Source organism: Duncaniella muricolitica, from assembly GCF_910574735.1.
Classification (GTDB): domain Bacteria; phylum Bacteroidota; class Bacteroidia; order Bacteroidales; family Muribaculaceae; genus Duncaniella; species Duncaniella muricolitica.
Genome location: NZ_CAJTCF010000009.1, coordinates 17,543 through 37,805 on the forward strand (window position 1 = coordinate 17,543; position 20,263 = coordinate 37,805).

Annotated in this window: 15 protein-coding genes; 13 read left to right on the plus strand and 2 right to left on the minus strand. The window is 53.0% G+C overall.

Annotation, left to right across the window (positions count from 1 at the left end):
- Positions 1 to 42: 42 nt before the first annotated feature.
- From QGT73_RS03320 to QGT73_RS03380, 13 genes are all read left to right on the plus strand, one after another.
- Positions 43 to 3,120: a SusC/RagA family TonB-linked outer membrane protein gene (locus QGT73_RS03320; RefSeq protein ID WP_280121405.1), complete on the plus strand. Its 3,078-nt coding sequence runs from the start codon at positions 43 to 45 to the stop codon at positions 3,118 to 3,120.
- 19 nt (positions 3,121 to 3,139) lie between these two features.
- The gene (locus tag QGT73_RS03325; protein ID WP_280121406.1) at positions 3,140 to 4,630 is read left to right on the plus strand and encodes a RagB/SusD family nutrient uptake outer membrane protein; all 1,491 of its coding nucleotides are present in this window, start codon (positions 3,140 to 3,142) and stop codon (positions 4,628 to 4,630) included.
- 18 nt (positions 4,631 to 4,648) lie between these two features.
- Entirely contained in the window at positions 4,649 to 5,557 is a 909-nt protein-coding gene (locus QGT73_RS03330; RefSeq protein WP_280121407.1) for a DUF4843 domain-containing protein, read from the plus strand.
- Positions 5,558 to 5,594: 37 nt separating this feature from the next.
- Positions 5,595 to 7,217, plus strand: a complete 1,623-nt coding sequence (locus QGT73_RS03335; RefSeq protein ID WP_123616655.1) for a PKD-like family lipoprotein — start codon at positions 5,595 to 5,597, stop codon at positions 7,215 to 7,217.
- Between the two features lie 22 nt (positions 7,218 to 7,239).
- Positions 7,240 to 8,337 (plus strand): TlpA disulfide reductase family protein, encoded by a 1,098-nt coding sequence (locus QGT73_RS03340; protein WP_280121408.1) that lies wholly within the window; start codon positions 7,240 to 7,242, stop codon positions 8,335 to 8,337.
- A gap of 42 nt (positions 8,338 to 8,379) precedes the next feature.
- Positions 8,380 to 9,201: a hypothetical protein gene (locus QGT73_RS03345; RefSeq protein ID WP_280121409.1), complete on the plus strand. Its 822-nt coding sequence runs from the start codon at positions 8,380 to 8,382 to the stop codon at positions 9,199 to 9,201.
- A gap of 113 nt (positions 9,202 to 9,314) precedes the next feature.
- Positions 9,315 to 10,952, plus strand: a complete 1,638-nt coding sequence (locus QGT73_RS03350; protein WP_280121410.1) for a hypothetical protein — start codon at positions 9,315 to 9,317, stop codon at positions 10,950 to 10,952.
- A 125-nt stretch (positions 10,953 to 11,077) separates the two neighbouring features.
- On the plus strand, positions 11,078 to 12,028 hold the full coding sequence (gene msrB / locus QGT73_RS03355; protein ID WP_280121411.1) for a peptide-methionine (R)-S-oxide reductase MsrB: 951 nt from the start codon (positions 11,078 to 11,080) through the stop codon (positions 12,026 to 12,028).
- A 136-nt stretch (positions 12,029 to 12,164) separates the two neighbouring features.
- On the plus strand, positions 12,165 to 13,808 hold the full coding sequence (locus QGT73_RS03360; protein WP_280121412.1) for a bifunctional aspartate transaminase/aspartate 4-decarboxylase: 1,644 nt from the start codon (positions 12,165 to 12,167) through the stop codon (positions 13,806 to 13,808).
- Between the two features lie 134 nt (positions 13,809 to 13,942).
- Complete coding sequence (locus QGT73_RS03365) at positions 13,943 to 14,797, plus strand: O-fucosyltransferase family protein (RefSeq protein WP_280121413.1); 855 nt, start codon at positions 13,943 to 13,945, stop codon at positions 14,795 to 14,797.
- Between the two features lie 69 nt (positions 14,798 to 14,866).
- Entirely contained in the window at positions 14,867 to 15,448 is a 582-nt protein-coding gene (locus QGT73_RS03370) for a non-canonical purine NTP diphosphatase (protein ID WP_280121414.1), read from the plus strand.
- A 41-nt stretch (positions 15,449 to 15,489) separates the two neighbouring features.
- Complete coding sequence (gene porZ, locus QGT73_RS03375; RefSeq protein WP_280121415.1) at positions 15,490 to 17,919, plus strand: type IX secretion system anionic LPS delivery protein PorZ; 2,430 nt, start codon at positions 15,490 to 15,492, stop codon at positions 17,917 to 17,919.
- A 56-nt stretch (positions 17,920 to 17,975) separates the two neighbouring features.
- Positions 17,976 to 18,500: a hypothetical protein gene (locus tag QGT73_RS03380; RefSeq protein ID WP_123616664.1), complete on the plus strand. Its 525-nt coding sequence runs from the start codon at positions 17,976 to 17,978 to the stop codon at positions 18,498 to 18,500.
- Between the two features lie 114 nt (positions 18,501 to 18,614).
- On the opposite strand, the gene QGT73_RS03385 is transcribed toward QGT73_RS03380, so the two are convergent.
- Positions 18,615 to 19,526: an FKBP-type peptidyl-prolyl cis-trans isomerase gene (locus QGT73_RS03385; protein WP_280121416.1), complete on the minus strand. Its 912-nt coding sequence runs from the start codon at positions 19,524 to 19,526 to the stop codon at positions 18,615 to 18,617.
- Positions 19,527 to 19,566: 40 nt separating this feature from the next.
- Entirely contained in the window at positions 19,567 to 20,187 is a 621-nt protein-coding gene (gene bamJ / locus QGT73_RS03390) for a BamJ family beta-barrel-assembly machinery protein (RefSeq protein WP_280121417.1), read from the minus strand.
- Positions 20,188 to 20,263 lie beyond the last annotated feature (76 nt).

Consider the following 20,263-nt stretch of genomic DNA (forward strand, 5'->3'; position numbering starts at 1 on the left):
AGAAAACAATAGTAACCAATCATTAAATAAACCAGTAATTTTATGAAAAAGAAAGGAATCATAGGGCTTTTCATGATCCTTTTTATGCTGGCTATATCTCCATTACACCTTGGAGCGCAAGTCGCTGTGGGTGGCGAAGGGTCTAAGCAGCAGACTAAAGCATCAGTGGTTTCGGGACAAGTGTTTGACACCGACGGTGAGCCGCTTGCAGGTGTGACCATCCGAAACGTCAAGTCAAAGTCGGCCGGATGTATCACCGATATTGACGGTAAATTTCGTATGCCCGTCTCCGGCTCGACCCGCATAGCCGTGAGCTACATCGGCAAGAAGCCTGTAGAGATGAATGTCACTCCCGGCAAGCCTGTCAAAATCATCATGGAGGATGACGAGTCAAAACTCAGCGAAGTGGTGGTGACCGGTATCTACTCGCGCAACAAGGAGAGCTTCACGGGTTCGTCCAAGACGTTTGACTCCTCGGAGCTCAAGGGGGTTGGCAGCCAGAATATCATACAGTCGCTCAAGACTCTCGACCCTGCGTTTACGGTGCTGGAAAGCAATGATTTCGGTTCCGACCCCAACCGTCTGCCTGACCTCGAGATACGAGGCAAAAGCTCCATCGTAGGACTCAAGGAGGAGTTTGGCGAAGATCCCAACCAGCCTCTTTTCATCCTTGACGGTTTCGAGTCGACGCTACAGACCATTATGGACCTCTCGATGGACCGCATACAGTCAGTGACGCTTCTTAAGGACGCAGCCTCTACGGCCATCTATGGATCAAAGGCATCCAACGGTGTAATTGTGGTCGAGACGAAAGCACCCGAAATGGGTCGTCTCAAGATGAGTTACAATGGTACATTCCAGTGCTCTTGGGCTGACCTCACCGATTATAATCTTATGAACGCAGCCGAGAAGCTCGAGTTTGAACGTCTCTCCGGCAACTTCGAGCATACCAACGCGGATTCGCAAGAGGCTTTGGTGATGCGTTACAACCGTCTCCTTGCCAACGTCAAGAGAGGAGTCGACACCTATTGGCTTTCCGAGCCTCTGCGTGACGGGCTCAACCAACGTCATAACATATATCTCGAAGGCGGTAGCAACGAGCTCCGTTTCGGTCTCGGCGTCAACCTCAACAAGATTACGGGTGTGATGAAAAACTCCGACCGTACCACCGGCGGCGGCTACCTCGACATCACCTACCGTCTCGGCTCGTTGCGCTTCATGAATAAACTCACCGTCGACTATATGGAGAATCATAATCCTATAGTGGCCTTCTCCGAATATGCCAACGCCAACCCCTATTATCCCAAGCGCAATCCCGACGGCAGTGTGGAGAAGTGGCTTGAATCGCCCGATATGGAGGGCTTCACTTCTGCCTCCCCCTCGGTGGGCAATCCTCTCTGGAACGCTTCGCTCAACTCTTACAACCGCGGCAATTCTCTTAACGTACGCAATAACTTCAACCTCGAGTGGCGTCCTATCGATGAGCTCATGGTGCGTGCACGTGTCAGCGTAAGCAAGGGTACGGACGAGACTGAAGTGTTTACCTCACCACAGGACACCCGCTTCAACGGTACAGAACTCCTTAAGAAAGGCTCATATTCCGACAACCGTACCGACGACTTCTCCTACGACGGAGACTTTACCGTAACATTCGGTAAGAGCTTCCGTCAGTCACATCAGGTCAATGCCGTAGTCGGTGCCTCAATCCGTGAGAATCAGAGCAAGCTGAAAAGTTTTTCGGCTCAGGGATTCCCCGAAGGCGACTTCACCACACCCGGATTTGCCAACCAGTATACACAGGGCGGCAAGCCATCCTATACGGAGGCAAAGAGTCGCGGAGTCAACTTCTACTTCAACGGTGGATATGCCTATAAGAACAAATATCTTCTTGATGTCAACTACCGTCTGGACGGCTCCTCGGTGTTCGGCTCCAACCGTCAGTTTACCACCACTTGGGCCGTTGGTCTCGGATGGAACCTCGCCAACGAGGCTTTCATACAGAACGCCACCGACATATTCAACATGCTGAAGATACGTGGCTCCATCGGTAACCCTGGTAACCAGTCGTTCGGTTCCTTCAACTCGATCACGACCTATAAGTACAACAACTGGATGCTCAACAACTTCGGTACCGGTGTGCTTATCGACGCTTTCGGCAACCCCGACCTCGACTGGCAGAAGACCATCGACCTTAACATCGGTCTCGACCTAAGTATGTTCAACCGTCTGCACCTCACCCTCGACGCCTACCGCAAGAACACAGACCCGCTTCTCGCTAATATAGGAATACCACTCTCCGTCGGCATCTCGCAGCGTCTTGAGAACATCGGACAGCAGATTAACACCGGTATGAGCGGAACCCTGCGCTATGCCATAATCTATAAACCCAAGCAGCGCATTAACTGGACAATGAGCCTCTCGGGTGCGACCAACAGGGCCGAATACCGCAAGATCGGTGCCAAGCTCAGTCAGTACAACCGTGAGAATATGACCAAAACCTTCACACGCTACCGCGACGGCGGTTCTCCGACGGCAATCTACGCTGTGCGTTCGGCCGGCATAGACCCTGCCTCAGGTAAGGAGATATTCATAACCGCAGGAGGTTCCTACACATTCTCACACAACTATGACGACGAGGTGGTGGTAGGTGACACCCGCCCCGACATAGAAGGTGTATTCGGAAACACCTTCTACTGGAAAGGTTTCTCGGCAAGCGTCCATGTGCGCTACAGTCTCGGAGGCAAGGCATTCAATACGACACTCTATCAGAAGGTGGAGAACCTCTCGGCTACCGCCTTACAGAACAACCAGGACAAGCGAGCCCTGTATGACCGCTGGCAGCAGCCGGGCGACATAGCCCAGTTCAAGGGCATACGCGAGCACTATTCGAGCAACCCCATGTCATCGCGCTTCGTCCAAAATAACGATTACATCACTCTCGAGTCAGTGCGCATAGGCTACGAGTTGCCCTACAAGTGGGTGAGATACATAGGCGCGCAGGGCATGACAATCAATGCCTACATGAACGAGATAGCCCGCTGGGCCACGATAAAGGACGAGCGAGGCACATCCTACCCGTTTGCCCGCAGCATGTCTGTCGCAGTGGGGCTTAACTTCTAATCTTTATATAAAGATACATATGAAAATCAAGAATATAATATCAGCCGCTATCGCTCTGCTGTCGGTAACCTCCTGCTCCGACTATCTCGACGTAAAGCCAAGCGACCGTATATCCGAGACCGTCAATTTCTCCTCGCTTGCCGGATTCCGTCAGGCTCTCAACGGCATATACGTAGAGCTTAACTCCAATCAACTCTACGGACGCTCGCTTTCGTGCGAATTTATTGAGACAATGGCCCAGCGTTATGCCGTATTTGCTGAAAACAAGTCGGCCACCGAGATTATGAACCTTAATTTCGGCAGTTCGACGGCTCAGTCAATAACGGAGTCAATCTGGGGCAAAGCCTACAATCTTATAGCCAATGCCAACCTGATAATAAAGAACTGTGAGGAAAACCGTGCCGTGCTCCCCGACGAGTACTATCATATAATCAAGGGTGAGGCCTACGCTCTGCGCGCCTATCTCCACTTTGACCTATACAGGCTGTTCTGTCACGCCTACAGCAGCAGTTCATCGTCAACTGCCATACCCTACTACGAGGCATTCTCACTCAACGTTAATCCGTCACTTCCTTCCAATGAGTTCATGGACAAGGTCATCGCCGACCTCACCATCGCTGAGCAGGAGCTACAGAACGACCCCATCATACGTTATGGTGTCGCAGGCAATCCCAAGGACGTGTTTCTTTCCTACCGCAACCTGCGTCTGAACCTCTATGCCGTGCAGGGACTCATGGCCCGCGTATATTACTATATATGTCAGCCCGACGGCCTCGAAGATGGTAATGCCGAATACAAGAGGCTGGCATATGAGTATGCCAAGAAGGTAATAGACATTCAGGAGACATACTTCCCCTGGGTCAACGCCACTGATGCTCTTACATCCACAGTCATAGACCACGTGTTCTCTTCTGAGGTGATGTTTGCTCTCCAAAACCTCTCTCGCGAATCGCTCTACAACTCCTGTTTCAATGCCAATAATCTCAAGCCGGCCGCTCTACTTGGATGCCGCAATGACGTAATCACCGAGATATTCGGCGGTTCGAAGGCTGGACAGGACTATCGCTACCGAGCCAACTTCCCCAACACGGTGTCGGTCGGCACCACCCCCTATCGAGTGTTCACCAAATACGAGGGCACCGATTCGCTCTACGCCCAGATGATACCGATGATACGTATCTCCGAGGCATATCTTATTGCCGCAGAGATCGGCCCGGAGGAAGGGGAGCGTCTTGAGCTTTTCAATACATTCCGTGAGCATCGGGGCATATCGGAACGTACAAGCGACATCAACGAGCTTACTCACGATGATCTTCGCCACAACACTCTGCTCGACAGGGAGTGGATCAAGGAATTCATCGGTGAGGGTCAGCTTTTCTTCTGGTACAAATGCCATGGCAGTCTGGGCATGCGTTCGGCCAACGACCCCGAAAACAAAACCCCGTTCTATGTGGCGTCAACGTCTAAATACGTCATCCCGATACCTGATGCCGAGACAAAGTATAACTAATCTTCAGCTATTAAAGATATGAAAAGTCTTTATAAGATATTACCCAGTATAGCACTCGCCGCCACTCTCTTTATTACCTCCTGCGAGAAGGAGCTCGACACTTACAAAGGTGAGAACGGCATGTATTTCGACACCTTCTGGAAAGGGGCCGAGACGTTCACCGACACCATCGACGTGCCATGGGGCATGAAAAACTCCTCAGTATACACACAGGAGATCGAGCTGGTGGTAAAGCTTTTCGGTAATATCTCTTCGGTCGACAGGCCATTTGAGATAGTAATCGAGGAGGCTCCTACCTATGTCAGCCAATACAAGCCCTCCGCCGGTGACGGGGAGGAGGTGGAGGAGGCCGTCAACCCACAGCCTCTCGATGTAGAGCCGGAAATACCTACCGATAAGGCTGAGCCAGGCATCGACTATGTGATTTCAGGCACGACTTTCGTAATGCCTGCAGGGGCCGCGGAGGTGTCCATACCCATCACGCTTATGCGTCGTGACGACCTGCATCTATGCAAGCGCAGTTTCAAGGTAAGACTCATAGAGAATACCTCGCTCAAATTCCTTTTCTCCCGCAGTCTCCCCGAGTATGACGTGGACGGCAATCTCTCATGGCGTCCCATGGACTTCCAGCGCATCATACGCATGGATGAGTCATTCCCCATACCCACATGGTGGGGCATACGCGGTGAACCATACTTCGGTGAATGGTCGCAGAAAAAGGCCATGCTCATATGTGACATAATGAACATCGACCGCGAGCGTTGGATGGCCGATGAGCTTCAGGTAGGTTACCTGCGTTTTGCCGGACAGTACATGCAGAAGTATCTCGACGAGCAGAAACTTGCCGGCAACACTATATACGAAGACGAGAAGGACTCTAACGGCGACCCTATAGAAATGGTGATGGGGCCCGAGTCGCAGCTCTGACAACCTCTAACAGTTAAATTGTAATTACGTATAATAAATGAAACGCAATCACATATATGGCCTCATCGTCACAGCGGCAATGGCCATGGCGGCCCCGGCCTGCTCCGACGATCTTGGCAACTATACCTATACCCCCGTCAATGAGGTAGATGTGGCATATGGCGACGAGTTGGTGCGCGGTGAGACATATACCTACATGGCCCACTCCGATTATATGCGCTTCTCTCCGAAATTAGAGTCTTCGCTCGGCATCACCGACGATGCGTCCTATGACTTTGAGTGGCGTATAATCCCTAATGACGCTCTGTCGGAAGACATCGACCCCGAGGAAGTTGTAGTGTGCCGCGAGCGCGAAATCAATTATCTCGTTGCTTTGCGTCCCGGGAAATACAACTGTTATTTCAGTGCCAAGGATAAGTCTACAAGCGTCACATGGACCGTCCCCTTCAAAATCATAGTCACCTCGGCCACCAACGAGGGTTGGCTCGTGTTGTGTGACGTAGGTGACAAGACCCGTCTTGACATAATATTCAACCGTACCGAGACCGAAGACATGCTCTTCCGCGATATGCTTGCTGACTTCGACTTCGACACCGGCAAGCCTCTCGGACTCTTCTACAATTATTCTACCTACCGTCGTCCCACCCTGCTCGTCACCGACAAGGACACCTACTGTCTTGATTCCGACGACCTGCACGCCGGTGATGACAACCGTCTCGCATGGGACTTCGGTCTGACCCCCGACAAGCTCAAAATCAAGGCTTCGGCCATCTCCCATCTTGCTAAGAAGAAGGTGTGGGCGGTTATTGACGATAATGACGAGCTTTACACCCTCACACTCGTCACCGACGACGGCACTATTGAGAGCGGTGCGGTATTTCTCTATCCCATGACCAAGATCGAAGGCAAGGAGCAGTTCAAGCCGGCCCCTTTCATCGGCATACATCCCAAGTGGGCGATGGGCGGACGTTTTGAGGTAAATCCGTTCCTCCTCTACGACGAGACCAACTCGCAGTTTCTCGTACTCACCAACAACTCCGTATATCCCGAAGTCATGACGTTTGAAAACAACAATCTCTTCGAGAATCCCACGGGTGGTCGCACAATGGTGTGGATGGAGCCGGTGAGCCAGCTCAATAGAGTTTCGTCCGTGCTCCGGGATCCTGCAACCAATGAAATGTTCTATTACGGCATCGGATTCTACACCAAGGAGGTCACCGAGGGTAGCAAAAAGACTACCATAAACTATCAATGCCAGGAAGGATACTGCCAGATTATAGGTCCCGGCGTTGAACGTGCCGAGCATTTCGCTTTCCATCACATGTGGAACTATCTCTTCTACAGTGTCGGCTCCAAGGTCTACAAGTTTGACCTAACTAACCCGTCGGTTCCAGCCGTTCAGGTGCTCGACTTCCCGGGTGAAGAGATTACCGAACTTAAGTTCAACCCGTTCTACTATCCCTCCTACAAGCGTTGGCAGCGCAACCGTGAATATGACCTTGTGATCGGTTCAAACGTTCAGGGTAAGGACGATAGCGAGTGTGGCATCGTGCGCTTCTACAATATCCCTGAACTATATACCGGTGCTATAACTCTCAAGAAGGAGTTTGACGGTTTCGGACGCATTGTCGAGATTGTATATAAGGAACCTGCAAAATAACAACATAAATACAGTAGAAAACATGAACATTAAAAGCATAGCCATTACAGCACTCCTCGCTGCTGTCGGTGTGTCTTCTCTTTCGGCTGGCTATACCGTGAGCGGTAATATCAGCGGACACGGCGGACGTATACTCTTTCTCCGTCCCACATCACTCGAAAAGGCCGACACTTTGGCCAACGTTGTCACATCCGACGGGTCCTTCAAATTTACCGGTGACGTTACCGCTCCATTCGAGGCCAAGATTATAGCTGTGGGCACTCAGGTAGATATACCGGTGTTTATCGAAAACGGTGCCGATATAAAAGTTGACGCCAAGACTGACAGCCGTCTTGTGCGCACATCCGGTGGCGGTGCGCTTCAGCAGTGCCGCAATGCCTACAACAATCTCGAGATTGAGACCGCTGCACGTCGTGACTCTGTCAATAATTACTATCGCACCACCTATGACCTCAACGACTACTTTTGGGTAGTGCAGCTCAAAGGCGCGCTCCAGCGGGAGAACGACCGTTTCGAGGCTGCGGAGGATGATTTCCTGTCAAAGAACGACAACATGGTCAGCGCGTCCGTAATAGCCCAGAGAATAAACACCCTCACGCGCAACAAGACTCTCCACAAGAAGTATTCCCTTCTCGGCCCCAACGCTCTTGCTTCGGAGCGCGGAAAGATGCTCAAGGAGAAAGCCGAACTATCATCACAGATTTCGGTCGGCGGCATAGCTCCAGACTTCACAATGCTCACTCCCGACGATAAGCCCATCACCCTTCACGGCATCAAGGGCAAAGTCAAGATTCTCGACTTCTGGGCATCATGGTGTGGCCCCTGCCGTGCCGAGACACCCAATGTCAAGGCCATATATGACGACTTCCATTCCAAGGGGCTCGAGGTCATAAGCGTATCGCTCGACACCAGTAAGGCCGCATGGATAAAGGCTATTGAGAAGGACGGCATGAACTGGCACAATGCTTCCGAGCTTGACAAGGGCAACACCGCACGCGATGTCTACAAGGTGTATGGTATTCCCTATATGCTCATCCTTGACGAGAACAACCGCATCATCTCCGAAGGTCTGCGTGGAGAGAGGCTCCGCGAGTTTATCGCCTCTCAGTTTCCCGACTGACAGAGACCAATTTATTAACCATTATAAATAAATCAATCGATTATGAAAAAAATCTTTACCCTCATTATCGCAGCAGCCATGGCCGCGCCTGTCGTTTCGGCCGAAGACGTCAAGATGTCAGTCTATGAGCGTTCGGGAGAGCTGACCGACGGATTCGTGCCCGGTGCGTTTGTCGGTTACATCACAAGCCCTGTGAGCTATGATGAAGGCACCAAGCAATACACCATCACCAATTGCCTCGGCTATGACAAGGCTAACGTGGTATTCAAAGTTCTTGAAAGCGAGAAAGTAGTGTGTGGCGGTGTTACCCGCTATGGCATTGAATATGTTGCGGATACCGAGCCGGCTGAAGGCAGCATCGTCAAGACCAACGGCTCGAATAAGGTCGATTTCGTTCTGAATCCCGAGGATCCGGAAAATCCTGACAATCCTAAGGACAATGCGTTTCGTTCGGGCGTTGTTTCCGGCGGCGAGGATTCCTATCAGTTTGTAAAGCCCGCGATGTGGGGCATTACCGAATACACTACTGATGCCGCTCTTCCCAACATGATCAAGCGCACCTATGCTGTAAAGCAGGGCAGCGGTTACAAGTTTGTCTTTGAGTTTGACTCGGTGGCACAGTGGATTGACTCGGGCGAGGGTTATGAGTATGCCGAATATCCCGCTCCCTACAACATGCTTGTCTTCTCTTATCCCGCCGACGGGGAAGGCGACGGTGACCAGACAGCAATCACTGACATCACGGCCGACAACGACGCCCCGGTGGAATATTACAATCTTCATGGCGTGCGTGTGGAGAATCCCACCCAGGGGCTCTACATCCGTCGTCAGGGCGACAAGACTCAGAAAGTAGTCATCCGCTAATCAGCGACTGACATAGTCCTGTAGAGGACGCAGAGAACGGGAGGTGGACATTTTAAGTAACTGCTCCCGTTCTCAACGTATTAAAATATACCAGTCTGTTAATTACTCTATTAATGAAACGACTTATCACTCCGCTTATCACCGGCGCGTTAGCATTGCCCGCCATGGCCGCCGATCCGGCTCCGCTTCCGGCCGACTTTGACTACACAGCCGTAACCAATCACTTTATCGAGTGTCTCGAAGGCCAGATTGACGGCGTATATGCCCCGGCCGTTTACAAGAGCGACTACACCATAGCTCATGACGATGTGGCGGCAGTCACAGCACGCATATGGGAGGAATGGGCCAAGGCCAACAACAAGTTTACTGTCGTCGACAAGAAAGAGCAGGATTTGCGCCGCTCGCTCAAGCCGTTTCCCGGCAATCTCGTCTCCTACACCATACCCACCTCGCTTGAGCCGTATTTCAATGAGCCTAACGAGCCTTACAAATATGAAGGACCAGATGCCAAGATGCAATACAACATAGGCACCAAGGGCACCCCTTCGGGTCCGATGCCAATGTTTATACTCCTTCACGGCTCAGGCCCGGTGTCGAGCGAAATCGCCAACATGAAGGTGGTGGCCGCGCAGGGTCATGACGACCCGAGCATATATTTTGTGCCCCGTATCCCCAACGGTATACAAAACTGGTATCGCTGGTTTTTTAAATCAAAGCAGTGGGTGTGGGAAAAAGTAATCCGTCAGGCTTTTCTGCGCAGCGACATCGACAGTGACCGCCTCTATTTTATGGGTGTCTCCGAGGGAGCTTACGGCACTCAGCGTCTCGCATCGTTCTATGCCGACTATCTTGCCGGTGTCGGTCCGATGGCCGGAGGCGAGCCTCTGGTCAACGCGCCTGCCGAAAATCTCCGCAACATCTATTTTGCCATACGCACCGGCCAGCTCGACACCACCTACGGACGCTCGACACTCACAGCCTATGCAGACGAGTATCTCAATGCTCTTCAGCATAGCGACCCCGAAGGGTATGCCCATAATGTCACCATTGTCCCGGGCGTGGGCCATAACCTCGGAGGCGACTATCGCATCTCCCATCTGCTGGCCGAGCGCACCCGTGTCACCAATCCAAAGCATGTGCGCTGGGAGAACTATGCGATGGACGGACGTTTCCGTACGGGCTTCTATAACCTTCATGTCATAGAGCGCAGCGAGTCGGCTTCGGCTGACTCCGACTATGAGCGCACCTATTACGAGATGGACATCAATGGCAACAACATAGACATGAAGGTGTCGGTGGCCCGCACTGTGGTGGACGAGTGGCTCACACAATACACCGCGACCCTCCCGATCAGGATTCACAAGACCTACACGCCGGCCACGCAGGGACGTTTCAGGATATATCTCAGTGACAAGCTCGTGGAGCTCGGCAAGGAAGTGGTGCTTACGGTCAACGGACGTGAACTCTTCCGCGGAGTGCTTCAGCCCAATCTCGCCGATATGGTCAACAGTTGCGCCGAATACTATGATCCCGAGCGCGTCTATGCCGCCTCCATCGACGTCGACCTTGCCTCAATGACTGGCTCGGGCCTCACTTCGGGCTTTGATGAAATCTCGATCGGCGTCTCTGACACGGACGCGCCTGTCAGTTACTATACTCTTCAGGGCATAAGGCTCTTCGGGTCACCCGTCACCCCGGGCATCTATATCGAACGCCGGGGCTCCGCCTCACGCAAAGTCGTTATCCGATAGGATAGTGGCCCAAACGGATAAAACGGATGATAAGAGGGTGTTGTTAAATACTCTCTTATCATCCGTTTTTCTTTTGTTTCACGGAGGTTTTTAGTTATATTTGCCGGCAATAAAAATATCAGTTTATGATTAAGACCATATATCTTGCCGGAGGATGTTTCTGGGGCACAGCCCATCTCTTTTCGCTCGTGCCCGGAGTGCAGTCGGCCCGTGCGGGCTATGCCAACAGTGTCGTGGCCTCACCGACCTATGAAGAGGTCTGCACCGGCCGCACTCAGGCCGCCGAGACTGTCGAAGTGACTTATGATGATGCTATCGTAGGCCTCACCGACCTGCTGTGTCTCTATTTCAGAAGCATTGATCCGCTGTCGCTCAACCGGCAAGGGGGCGACTCAGGCACGCAATACCGCACCGGTATCTATTACACCGACCCGGCCGACCGCCCTGTCATAGATGCCCAGATGGCCACCATACAGCGGCGCAACACTCAGCCGCTTGCTGTGGAGACAGGTCAGCTGCACAACTTCTATACGGCCGAGGAGTATCATCAGGACTATCTCTACAAGCACCCCGACGGCTATTGTCACGTCGACCCGGCCCTTTTCAAGGAGGCTCGCGAGATGAAACCACGCGCCGGGGCCGCCGGCAAGGAGGCTCTCAAGGCGCGTCTTACACCGCTCCAGTGGGAGGTCACGCAGCATGCGGCCACCGAGCAGCCTTATGTCAACGAGTATGACAACGAGTTTCGTCCGGGCATATATGTCGACATCGTCGACGGCACTCCGCTGTTTGTCTCCACAAGAAAATACAACTCGGGCTGCGGCTGGCCGGCCTTCTCGCGTCCTATCGATGACGCTCTCATAGACCGTCACCTTGACACTTCCTACGGACGGGTGCGCACCGAGGTGCGTTCGGCCTCTTCGGGCTCGCATCTTGGCCATGTCTTTACCGACGGACCGCAGGACGACGGCGGACTGCGTTACTGTATCAACTCGGCAGCCCTGCGTTTCATCCCGCTCGACGAGATGGCTGCGGCCGGATATGCCGACTATGTCGGGCTGGTGAAGCAGCAGTGAGGGATAAGGATACAAAAGGGTGGACAATAGGTTTGCGGATTATTTGCAAAACATTTGTATCCCCCGAGGCATAAACATTCAACATTCGATGACTGTTAGAAAGTTAAAGTCTAACGGTTATCGAATTTTTTTTCATATGTCATTACCCGTAAATCCCGAGGACCGTAACTTTGAGCGTAAGCTCTCAGAGATGAGTCCGTTTGAAATCAAAGGCACACTCATAAGTCTTGCCCAAAAGGATGCCCGATGCTCCACGGCCACATTTCTCAACGCCGGCCGCGGCAATCCCAACTGGCTCCTGTCGTTTCCGCGAAAGGCTTTCTTTCTTCTCGGACAGTTTGCTGTCAGCGAGTCGGAGAGACGCATGTATGACGAGCCCATCGGCATAGCCTCGTCGCCCTTACAGGACGGTGTGGCCCGACGTTTTCTTGATTTTCTCGACGCCCATGCCGACGACAAGGGCTCGCACGTGTTGCGCCACTATTACACTTACATGACCGGCGAGCCCCACAAGGCCGACCCCGACGAACTCGTCTTTGAGCTGGTCGACGGCATACTTGGCGACCATTATCCCACCCCTCCGCGCATATTGAAGTATACCGAGCTCATCACCCGCGACTATCTGCGCTGGGCCATGGGCGGAGGCGATGACACCACCATCTATGACCTCTTTGCCACCGAGGGCTCCACGGCAGGAATGTGTTATGTGTTCAACACTCTCCAGGCCAACTTCCTCATGCAGCGGGGCGACAAGATAGCACTTCTCACCCCCTGCTTCACGCCCTATCTCGAGATACCGCGTCTCGACGAGTTTGGTCTCGAAGTCGTCACCGTGAGTGCCAACAAGGTGAAGCAGTATGGCTATCATGACTGGCAGTTCCCGCCCGAGGAGATCGACAAGCTGCGCGACCCCGCTGTCAAGGCCGTGTGCATCACCAATCCCTCCAATCCGCCGAGCGTGTGTCTCTCCACCCAGGTGCTCGAGCGGCTCGTGGAAGTGGTGAAGAAAGACAACCCGCGGCTCATGATTATCACCGACGATGTCTACGGCACCTTTATCAAGGGATTTCGCTCGCTGATGTATGTGCTCCCCTACAACACGCTCTGCCTCTATTCCTACTCCAAATATTTCGGAGCTACGGGCTGGCGAGTCGCAGCCATGGCTCTCCGTCAGGGCAACAATGTCTTTGACGACCTGCTTGCCGAGCTTCCCGACGACAAGAAAGCCATCCTCGCCCGCCGTTACAGCTCACTGACGCTCGACCCCTCGGGGCTGAAGTTTATCGACCGTCTCGTGGCCGACTCGCGCCTCGTGGGGCTCAACCACACGGCCGGACTCTCCACACCCCAGCAGGTGCAGATGGCTCTCTTCTCGGCCATGGCCTATCTGCATGCCGACGAGCTGCAGCCCAAACTCATAGAGATAATACACCGCCGTCTGCACGACCTCTGGAGCACAACCGGCTTCACCCTGCTGCCTGACCCCAACCGTGCCGGCTATTACAGCGAAATTGACCTCATGGTGTGGGCCAAAAAGTTTTATGGCGAGGAGTTTGCCGATTATCTCGATAAAAACTACGAGCCGATTGACTTTGTGATACGTATGGCCAACCAGACGGCCATCGTGCTTCTTAACGGAGACGGTTTTGACGGCCCCAAGTGGTCGGTGCGCGCCTCGCTGGCCAACCTCGACCGCGACGCCTATCTCAGCATCGGCACCGCCATCCGCCACATCCTTGACCAATATCACGGAGAATATATCAAAGCCACTTCCGGCTGACATCCGCCACTTCCTCCAAGAGGCGTGTAACGACAAAAGTCACACGAGAGACATGTTAAAAACCATGCTTCTTGTGTGACTTTTGTCGTTACGCGTCTTTGTCATATATATTTTTAGCTGTAATTTTGCATTATATGACAGATCACTTAGACATCAACGCCATAGGCGGGTTGTGTAACCGCATGCGGGCCATAGCCACCGCATGCAGGCTGGCGTCGGCATCCAATCGCCGGCTCAGAGTCATATGGCACAGCAATGACGAATTGCGGGCCCCCTTCAACGAGCTGTTCTGTCCTCTGCCTGACGATATAACGCTCTATGAGCCGTCGGATGTCGAGTATGCTCTGAAGTGGGAGATGCCGCGAAAAAAAAATCTGTATGCGTCAGCCCTCTATCAGACCCTCGCCTATAAGGCGGTGTATTCCGACACGTCCAATCTCATCAGATATTGCGGCCGTGACGAGGCTCTGCGGCAGGAAATATGCTCTATGAAAGGCAATATACTCATTATTTCGGGCCTTTCGATAGGTGGGTACGATGCAGAGCGCATGCGTATGATGTTCAAGCCCTCTCAGGCTGTGGCAAGGATTATAGAAAGCCGCACGTCACGGTTTGACGCCCATACGGTAGGGGTGCACATACGCCGCACCGACAATGTGAGGTCAATCGAGGACAGTCCGCTCTACCTGTTTGTCGGTGAGATGGAGCGGATATTGCGGCAAGAGCCGCTGACACGTTTTTTTCTCGCCACCGACGATGCGGGAGTCATGAGAGAACTCACCGGCCGGTTTGGCGACAAAATCATATGTGGCGACGACAATGTGAGCCGCGACACACTGCGTGGGATGATGCATGCCACGGCCGACCTGTGGGCTCTCGCGTCGACAAGCAGGATTCTCGGCAGCTTTTACAGCTCTTTTACCGACCTTGCCGCAGTGTTGGGCGACATTCCGCTGCGAATCATGGTGTCACCCGATTGCAGAGACTGATAATTGCCGTGCTATTCAATAAATCGCCTATAAGAACGTTATATCTATTAACGCATTATCCAACACTCTATGCAGGAAATAGTATTTGCCACCAACAATCAGCATAAACTCTCCGAGCTGCGTCGCATCGTCGGGGAGAGATTTCACATATTGTCGCTGTCTGACATCGGATGTCATGACGACATCCCCGAGACGGCCGACACTCTTGCAGGCAACGCTCTTCAGAAGGCTCGCTATGTCAAGGAGCATTACGGCTATGACTGCTTTGCTGATGATACGGGGCTTATAGTCGATGCGCTTGGCGGCGCGCCGGGTGTCTATTCGGCCCGCTATGCCGGCCCGGGCCACGACAGTGTGGCAAACATGCGTCTGCTGCTTGACAATATGAAGGGCGTCACAGACCGCTCCGCACGCTTTGTCACAGTCATCGCGCTGATACTCAACGGCTGTGAACTGACCTTTGAGGGTAGAGTGGAAGGTGAGATACTTACCGAGCCCCAGGGTGAGGGCGGATTTGGCTACGACCCCGTGTTTCGGCCCGAAGGGGGCCAACTGTCGTTTGCCATGATGAGTGCCGATGCCAAAAACGCCATCAGCCACCGCGGACGGGCCACGGCTGCACTTATGAAATATCTCGACACGATGGACTGACTATGATGAAACAGCGAATAATATATATATTGTTGTCTCTTATGGCATTACTGCCTGTGCATGCCCAGATTGCCACCGGCAGTTGGCGGCAGTATCCCGTGCACGGAGAGTTTTCCGACCTGATAGACACAGGCAAGGGGGTGTGGTATGTCACCGGCGGATGTCTTTATTACTACGACAAGAAAGACGACGAGACACGGTTTTATGAAGGAGGCAAGGAGCTGTCGGACTTCACCATCAGGTTTGTCCGTTATAACTCAGAGCGCGACATGCTTGCCGTGGCTTACAGCAACGGCAACATCGACATGATATTGCCTGACGGCTCGAGAGTGAACCTTCCGGAGATTAAGGACGCGACAGCCAATGTGGAGAAGAGCCTCAACGACATCGTGTTTGACGGCAACGACATGTTTGTTGCCACAGCTTTCGGCCTCGTTATCTATGACCTTGACCGTCTGGAGGTAAGGGAGTCGGGTATATATAACCGTGACATAAGCACAGTCATTGTCACTCCGCGTCACATATTGCTCGCACCCTCGGCCCATGTCGAATGGAAATACAAACTTATGTGTATCGAACGCGGCCGCCCCATCAACAATTATGATAATTACAGGGTGACAGCCGAATATTATGACCTGTTCAGACAGGCGGTGCCTATGAACGAGGAGCGCACGCTCTTTGCCACCATACGCTATAATCACGCCGGGACTATTGAGGTCAGGGATGACGGTTCGGTCATGATACAGGACAGCGACACACGTGACTATAAGCTGTCGGCTATTACAACCGATAAAGATGGGGTGGCATGCTTTATCTCGGACGAAGGCCGCATATGTCATTTCACCGGGTATAACTCGGTGACTGTCGATATGTCGCTCCCCGCCGAGTTCAAGGGCAATCTGTTTGCCGCATATGACGGACTATCGTCTATATGGCTTGCCGACGAGAGCGGCCTCGGCAACTACTCTGTGGCTTCCGACGGTAGTGTGACCGTGTTGCGCGACAAGTCGGTGCCGTCCGATGCCATCACCTTCAATGAGGTGTGCAACATGTTTCCCTCCAATGACCCCTCGCGCTTCTACATAGCCAATCTCGGTATGAACCAGATTCACCCTGTCGGGAGCAGTGAGTTCTACACCAAGCGTCTGTATCTTAACATGGTCGGTAAAGGGGTGGTGTCAAACATAAATCCTACCGGAGCTACAGGCAATACGAGTCCGGGCAACAATGCCATTAACCGTGGCGGAGATTACATATATTCTCCGACCCAGATAGCCGAAGACCCAGACTATCCCGAGCGTCTCTTTATCGGCAGCGGCAACGAGGGTCTCTATGTCGTGGAGGGCGACAAGGTGGTCTTGAAGATTGACGGAAACAACGCTCCGATGAAACTCTATGGAAACTATTATTGGGGCACCATGGCTGTAACTATCGACAGTGAAGGCAATCTCTGGGTCGCTTCGATGACCGCGCTTCCTGACAAATCAATAATCATGCTTCCGGCCGCCAAGCGGAGAGCCGCCGATCTGAGCGGGCTCAAGAGCGATGACTGGATTGTGCCCGATTATGCCGATTTTATCCATTCGCGCGACATCAAACTGCTTTTTTGCCGTCGCTCGTCCATGCTGTTTGCAATAGACAGTGATAATAACCGCGGATTTCTGGCCGTCGACCGGCGAGGCACTCCCGGTAATGTGTCCGACGACATTGCCTTGGTCAACAGCGAACCTATCGACCAGGACGGTAAGTCGTTCAAGCCAATGCTATGGACCTGCATGATCGAGGATAAGCGCGGACATGTATGGATGGGCTCTACCTCGGGAGTTATTTCGATTACCAATCCGTCCAAGGCATGCGACAGCGACTTTCGCATCAACCGTATCAAGGTGCCGCGCAACGACGGTTCCGGTCTGGCCGACTATCTCCTGGAGAGCGATAAGATTGTAGCCATGGCCGTCGACAACTCCAACCGCAAGTGGATAGCTACAGCCGCTTCGGGCCTCTTTCTGGTCAGTGAGGACGGCGACCATATAATCTCGCATTTCACCACCACCAACTCTCCGCTTCCCTCCAACACCATCACCGCCCTTCATGCCGACCCGACAGGCAACTCGATATTTGTCGGCACTCTTGCCGGCCTCTATGAATACTCTTCTTCATCGGGCCCGACCAAGGATGACTATTCCGAGGTCTATGCCTATCCCAATCCTGTGACGCCCGACTATTCGGGATGGATTACGATAGCCGGACTTATGGAAAACTCGCTGGTCAAGATAGTTGACTCGTCGATGAATCTCGTCTATCAGACCACGTCGGAGGGAGGCACGGCCCTGTGGGACGGCTGTTCTATGAACGGCTCGCGTGTGCGCAGCGGTGTCTACTATGTGCTTGCGTCCTCCAGTCAGGGCGACTCGTCCTACTCCTCGACATCGGCAGGCGATGTAGTTGCAAAGATTATGGTGGTCAACTAATAGTCAGTCGCACGCGTTATATTTTAGTATATAAAGACTTAGAAGATACTACATATATGGAAAAATTTCGATATGCCGACGATTCCGACCGCGCCTATGGTGCTGCCGGTATGGCTATAGGCCTTGTGGTCTATGACGGTGACGACATTCTATACTCAATAGATCTTGATGCGGAGCCGGCCGACATACTCACGCTCTCGCCCGATTTCTTTTTTGCCGGCAATCCCGGGGTTTCGGCCAAAGCGGCCTGGACACAACTGGTCAAGAATTTCAATCTCGGAGTGGCCATGCTCATCTCCAATGTGATGTGTCGCCACATGGTGCATTCCGGCCATGATGTGCCGGCCAATCTCACTCTCGAGCTCAAGGCTCTGGCCCATGAGGAAGGAGCCGTAGCATGCGCGCTTGAGGATGACGAGATAGACCGTCTCTTTGACAAGAGTTACAATTATCTGCGCCGTGTGTTTGCCCATCGCGGAGTCCAGGCTGTGGCCCATGATTTTGCCTCTACACTGGCCGCCCGCCGCACGCTCTCCCGCCTCGATATCCTCGAGCAGCTCCACGCTCTGAGCTCATTATAATCCTATAGTTAAAAAAGTAATAAGTTAAAAAAGTCAAGATAATAGTTGAGGTGATATTGTCCTCCACACTATTATCTTGACTTTTTTAACTTATTACTTTCTTAACTCTAAGAATTACTTGCCGGGGGTAACTTCAACAGCCTCCACCTCAAATACGAGAGTGGCGTTGGGGCCGATGCCGGCCTGGGGCTGTCCGTCAACACCGTAAGCGAGTTCGCCGGGGATATAGAGCACATACTTGGCACCCTTCTTCATCATGGCGAGACCTTCGGCAAAGCCGGGCACTGTGCCACGTGGGCTGAGGGTTGCGCCTTCGTCGTTGCTGTCAAATACGGTGCCGTCAATGAGCTGGCCCTTGTATTTCACAACCGCGCTGCCGGTTCGGCCGATAGCTTCGCCGGTGCCCTCGTTGATTACCTTATAGGCCAGACCTGACTCGGTGGTCTTGATGGAGGGGTCGTTCTTGATAGCGTCCTGGATGTAGGCGGCACCCTTCTCCTTGTTTTCCTTGGCCTCGGGAGAGTTTTCCTTGGCGGCCTTGGCAGCCTCTTCCTGAGCCTGGTAGTATTCCATCATCTTCTGCTGAGCCTGCTGGGCGAGCATCTGGAATGTGGTCTGGGCCTCGCGCATCTCCTCGATGCTTACCGAGTCGGTGTTGAAGGCCTTGGCATATGCCTCATATATTTTAGCACGGTCAACCGAGATGCCGGCCTGCTCGTAGCGGTAGAGCTGACCTGCGAGCTGCAGACCGAACGACAGGCCGGTCAGATAGCCCTGCTGGGTGGTGTCGGTCATGATCACCTGCTTCAGACCGCGCAGGATGTCATCCTTTCTCAGGGCCTGCTTCTGGTCTTCGGGGATGGTGTTGTATTCGCTTGCGAGACGCATGCCGTTGGTCGCACCGAGATAGGTGGAGAGTGAGTCGGCAAAGCCCTGGTCGGCCGCGCCGGTCGAGCCACTGTTGCTACATGAGCTGGCTCCGAGCAATGCTGCGGTGAGACCGCAGACAGCTAAGATTTTTTTCATTGTGTGGTTAAGTGTATTTTGTGTTAATGATGTTTTCCGATCAGAGCACCTTGATAAGCTCCACGTCAAAGATAAGGGTGGCGTTGGGGCCGATGACGCCGCCGGCTCCGTTGGGGCCGTAGGCAAGCTGTGAGGGGATGTGGAGACGCCACTTCGAACCGGCTTTCATGAGCTGGAGTGCCTCGACCCATCCGGGGATTACCTGGGTGACGCCGAAGGTGGCGGGAACGCCGCGGTCGACAGAGCTGTCAAACACGGTGCCGTCGATGAGTTTGCCTGTGTAGTGCACCTCTACGCGGTCGGTCGACTTGGGGGTGGGGCCGTCGCCCTCTACGAGCACTTCATACTGCAGGCCCGAGGGTGTGGTCTTGACCTCGGCACGCTTGCCGTTCTCTTCGAGATAGGCCTTGCCGGCTTGGGCATTGATTTCGGCCATCTTCTCGGCTTCGGCTTTCTGCTTGGCTTCCATGCCCTCGAAAAATTTCTGAATCTCGGCCTTGGCTTCGTCATAGGTCATCTTGGGTTCGGCTCCGTAAAATACGGCTGCGACACCGTCGGCAAAATCCTCGACGTTGATTGTCTGTATGCCGCTTGCGCGGAAGTTGTTGCCCATGCTCAGTCCGAGAGCATAGCTGATGCGGTCAAGTTCTTTATTGTCCATGATTTAAATAAAGTTAGTCATATTTATAGTAAAACGTTGAGGAGATGCTAACAAACTACAAAGGTAAGCGATTTTG

What these genes read in the sequence shown, in the direction of transcription:
- QGT73_RS03350 (WP_280121410.1), top strand. Translation starts at nt 9,315, where the DNA reads ATGAAACGACTTATCACTCCGCTTATCACCGGCGCGTTAGCATTGCCC.
- QGT73_RS03320 (WP_280121405.1), top strand. Translation starts at nt 43, where the DNA reads ATGAAAAAGAAAGGAATCATAGGGCTTTTCATGATCCTTTTTATGCTG.
- porZ (WP_280121415.1), top strand. Translation starts at nt 15,490, where the DNA reads ATGGCATTACTGCCTGTGCATGCCCAGATTGCCACCGGCAGTTGGCGG.
- QGT73_RS03365 (WP_280121413.1), top strand. Translation starts at nt 13,943, where the DNA reads ATGACAGATCACTTAGACATCAACGCCATAGGCGGGTTGTGTAACCGC.
- QGT73_RS03360 (WP_280121412.1), top strand. Translation starts at nt 12,165, where the DNA reads ATGTCATTACCCGTAAATCCCGAGGACCGTAACTTTGAGCGTAAGCTC.
- QGT73_RS03325 (WP_280121406.1), top strand. Translation starts at nt 3,140, where the DNA reads ATGAAAATCAAGAATATAATATCAGCCGCTATCGCTCTGCTGTCGGTA.
- QGT73_RS03385 (WP_280121416.1), bottom strand. Translation starts at nt 19,526, where the DNA reads ATGAAAAAAATCTTAGCTGTCTGCGGTCTCACCGCAGCATTGCTCGGA.
- QGT73_RS03370 (WP_280121414.1), top strand. Translation starts at nt 14,867, where the DNA reads ATGCAGGAAATAGTATTTGCCACCAACAATCAGCATAAACTCTCCGAG.
- QGT73_RS03340 (WP_280121408.1), top strand. Translation starts at nt 7,240, where the DNA reads ATGAACATTAAAAGCATAGCCATTACAGCACTCCTCGCTGCTGTCGGT.
- QGT73_RS03380 (WP_123616664.1), top strand. Translation starts at nt 17,976, where the DNA reads ATGGAAAAATTTCGATATGCCGACGATTCCGACCGCGCCTATGGTGCT.
- QGT73_RS03345 (WP_280121409.1), top strand. Translation starts at nt 8,380, where the DNA reads ATGAAAAAAATCTTTACCCTCATTATCGCAGCAGCCATGGCCGCGCCT.
- msrB (WP_280121411.1), top strand. Translation starts at nt 11,078, where the DNA reads ATGATTAAGACCATATATCTTGCCGGAGGATGTTTCTGGGGCACAGCC.
- bamJ (WP_280121417.1), bottom strand. Translation starts at nt 20,187, where the DNA reads ATGGACAATAAAGAACTTGACCGCATCAGCTATGCTCTCGGACTGAGC.
- QGT73_RS03330 (WP_280121407.1), top strand. Translation starts at nt 4,649, where the DNA reads ATGAAAAGTCTTTATAAGATATTACCCAGTATAGCACTCGCCGCCACT.
- QGT73_RS03335 (WP_123616655.1), top strand. Translation starts at nt 5,595, where the DNA reads ATGAAACGCAATCACATATATGGCCTCATCGTCACAGCGGCAATGGCC.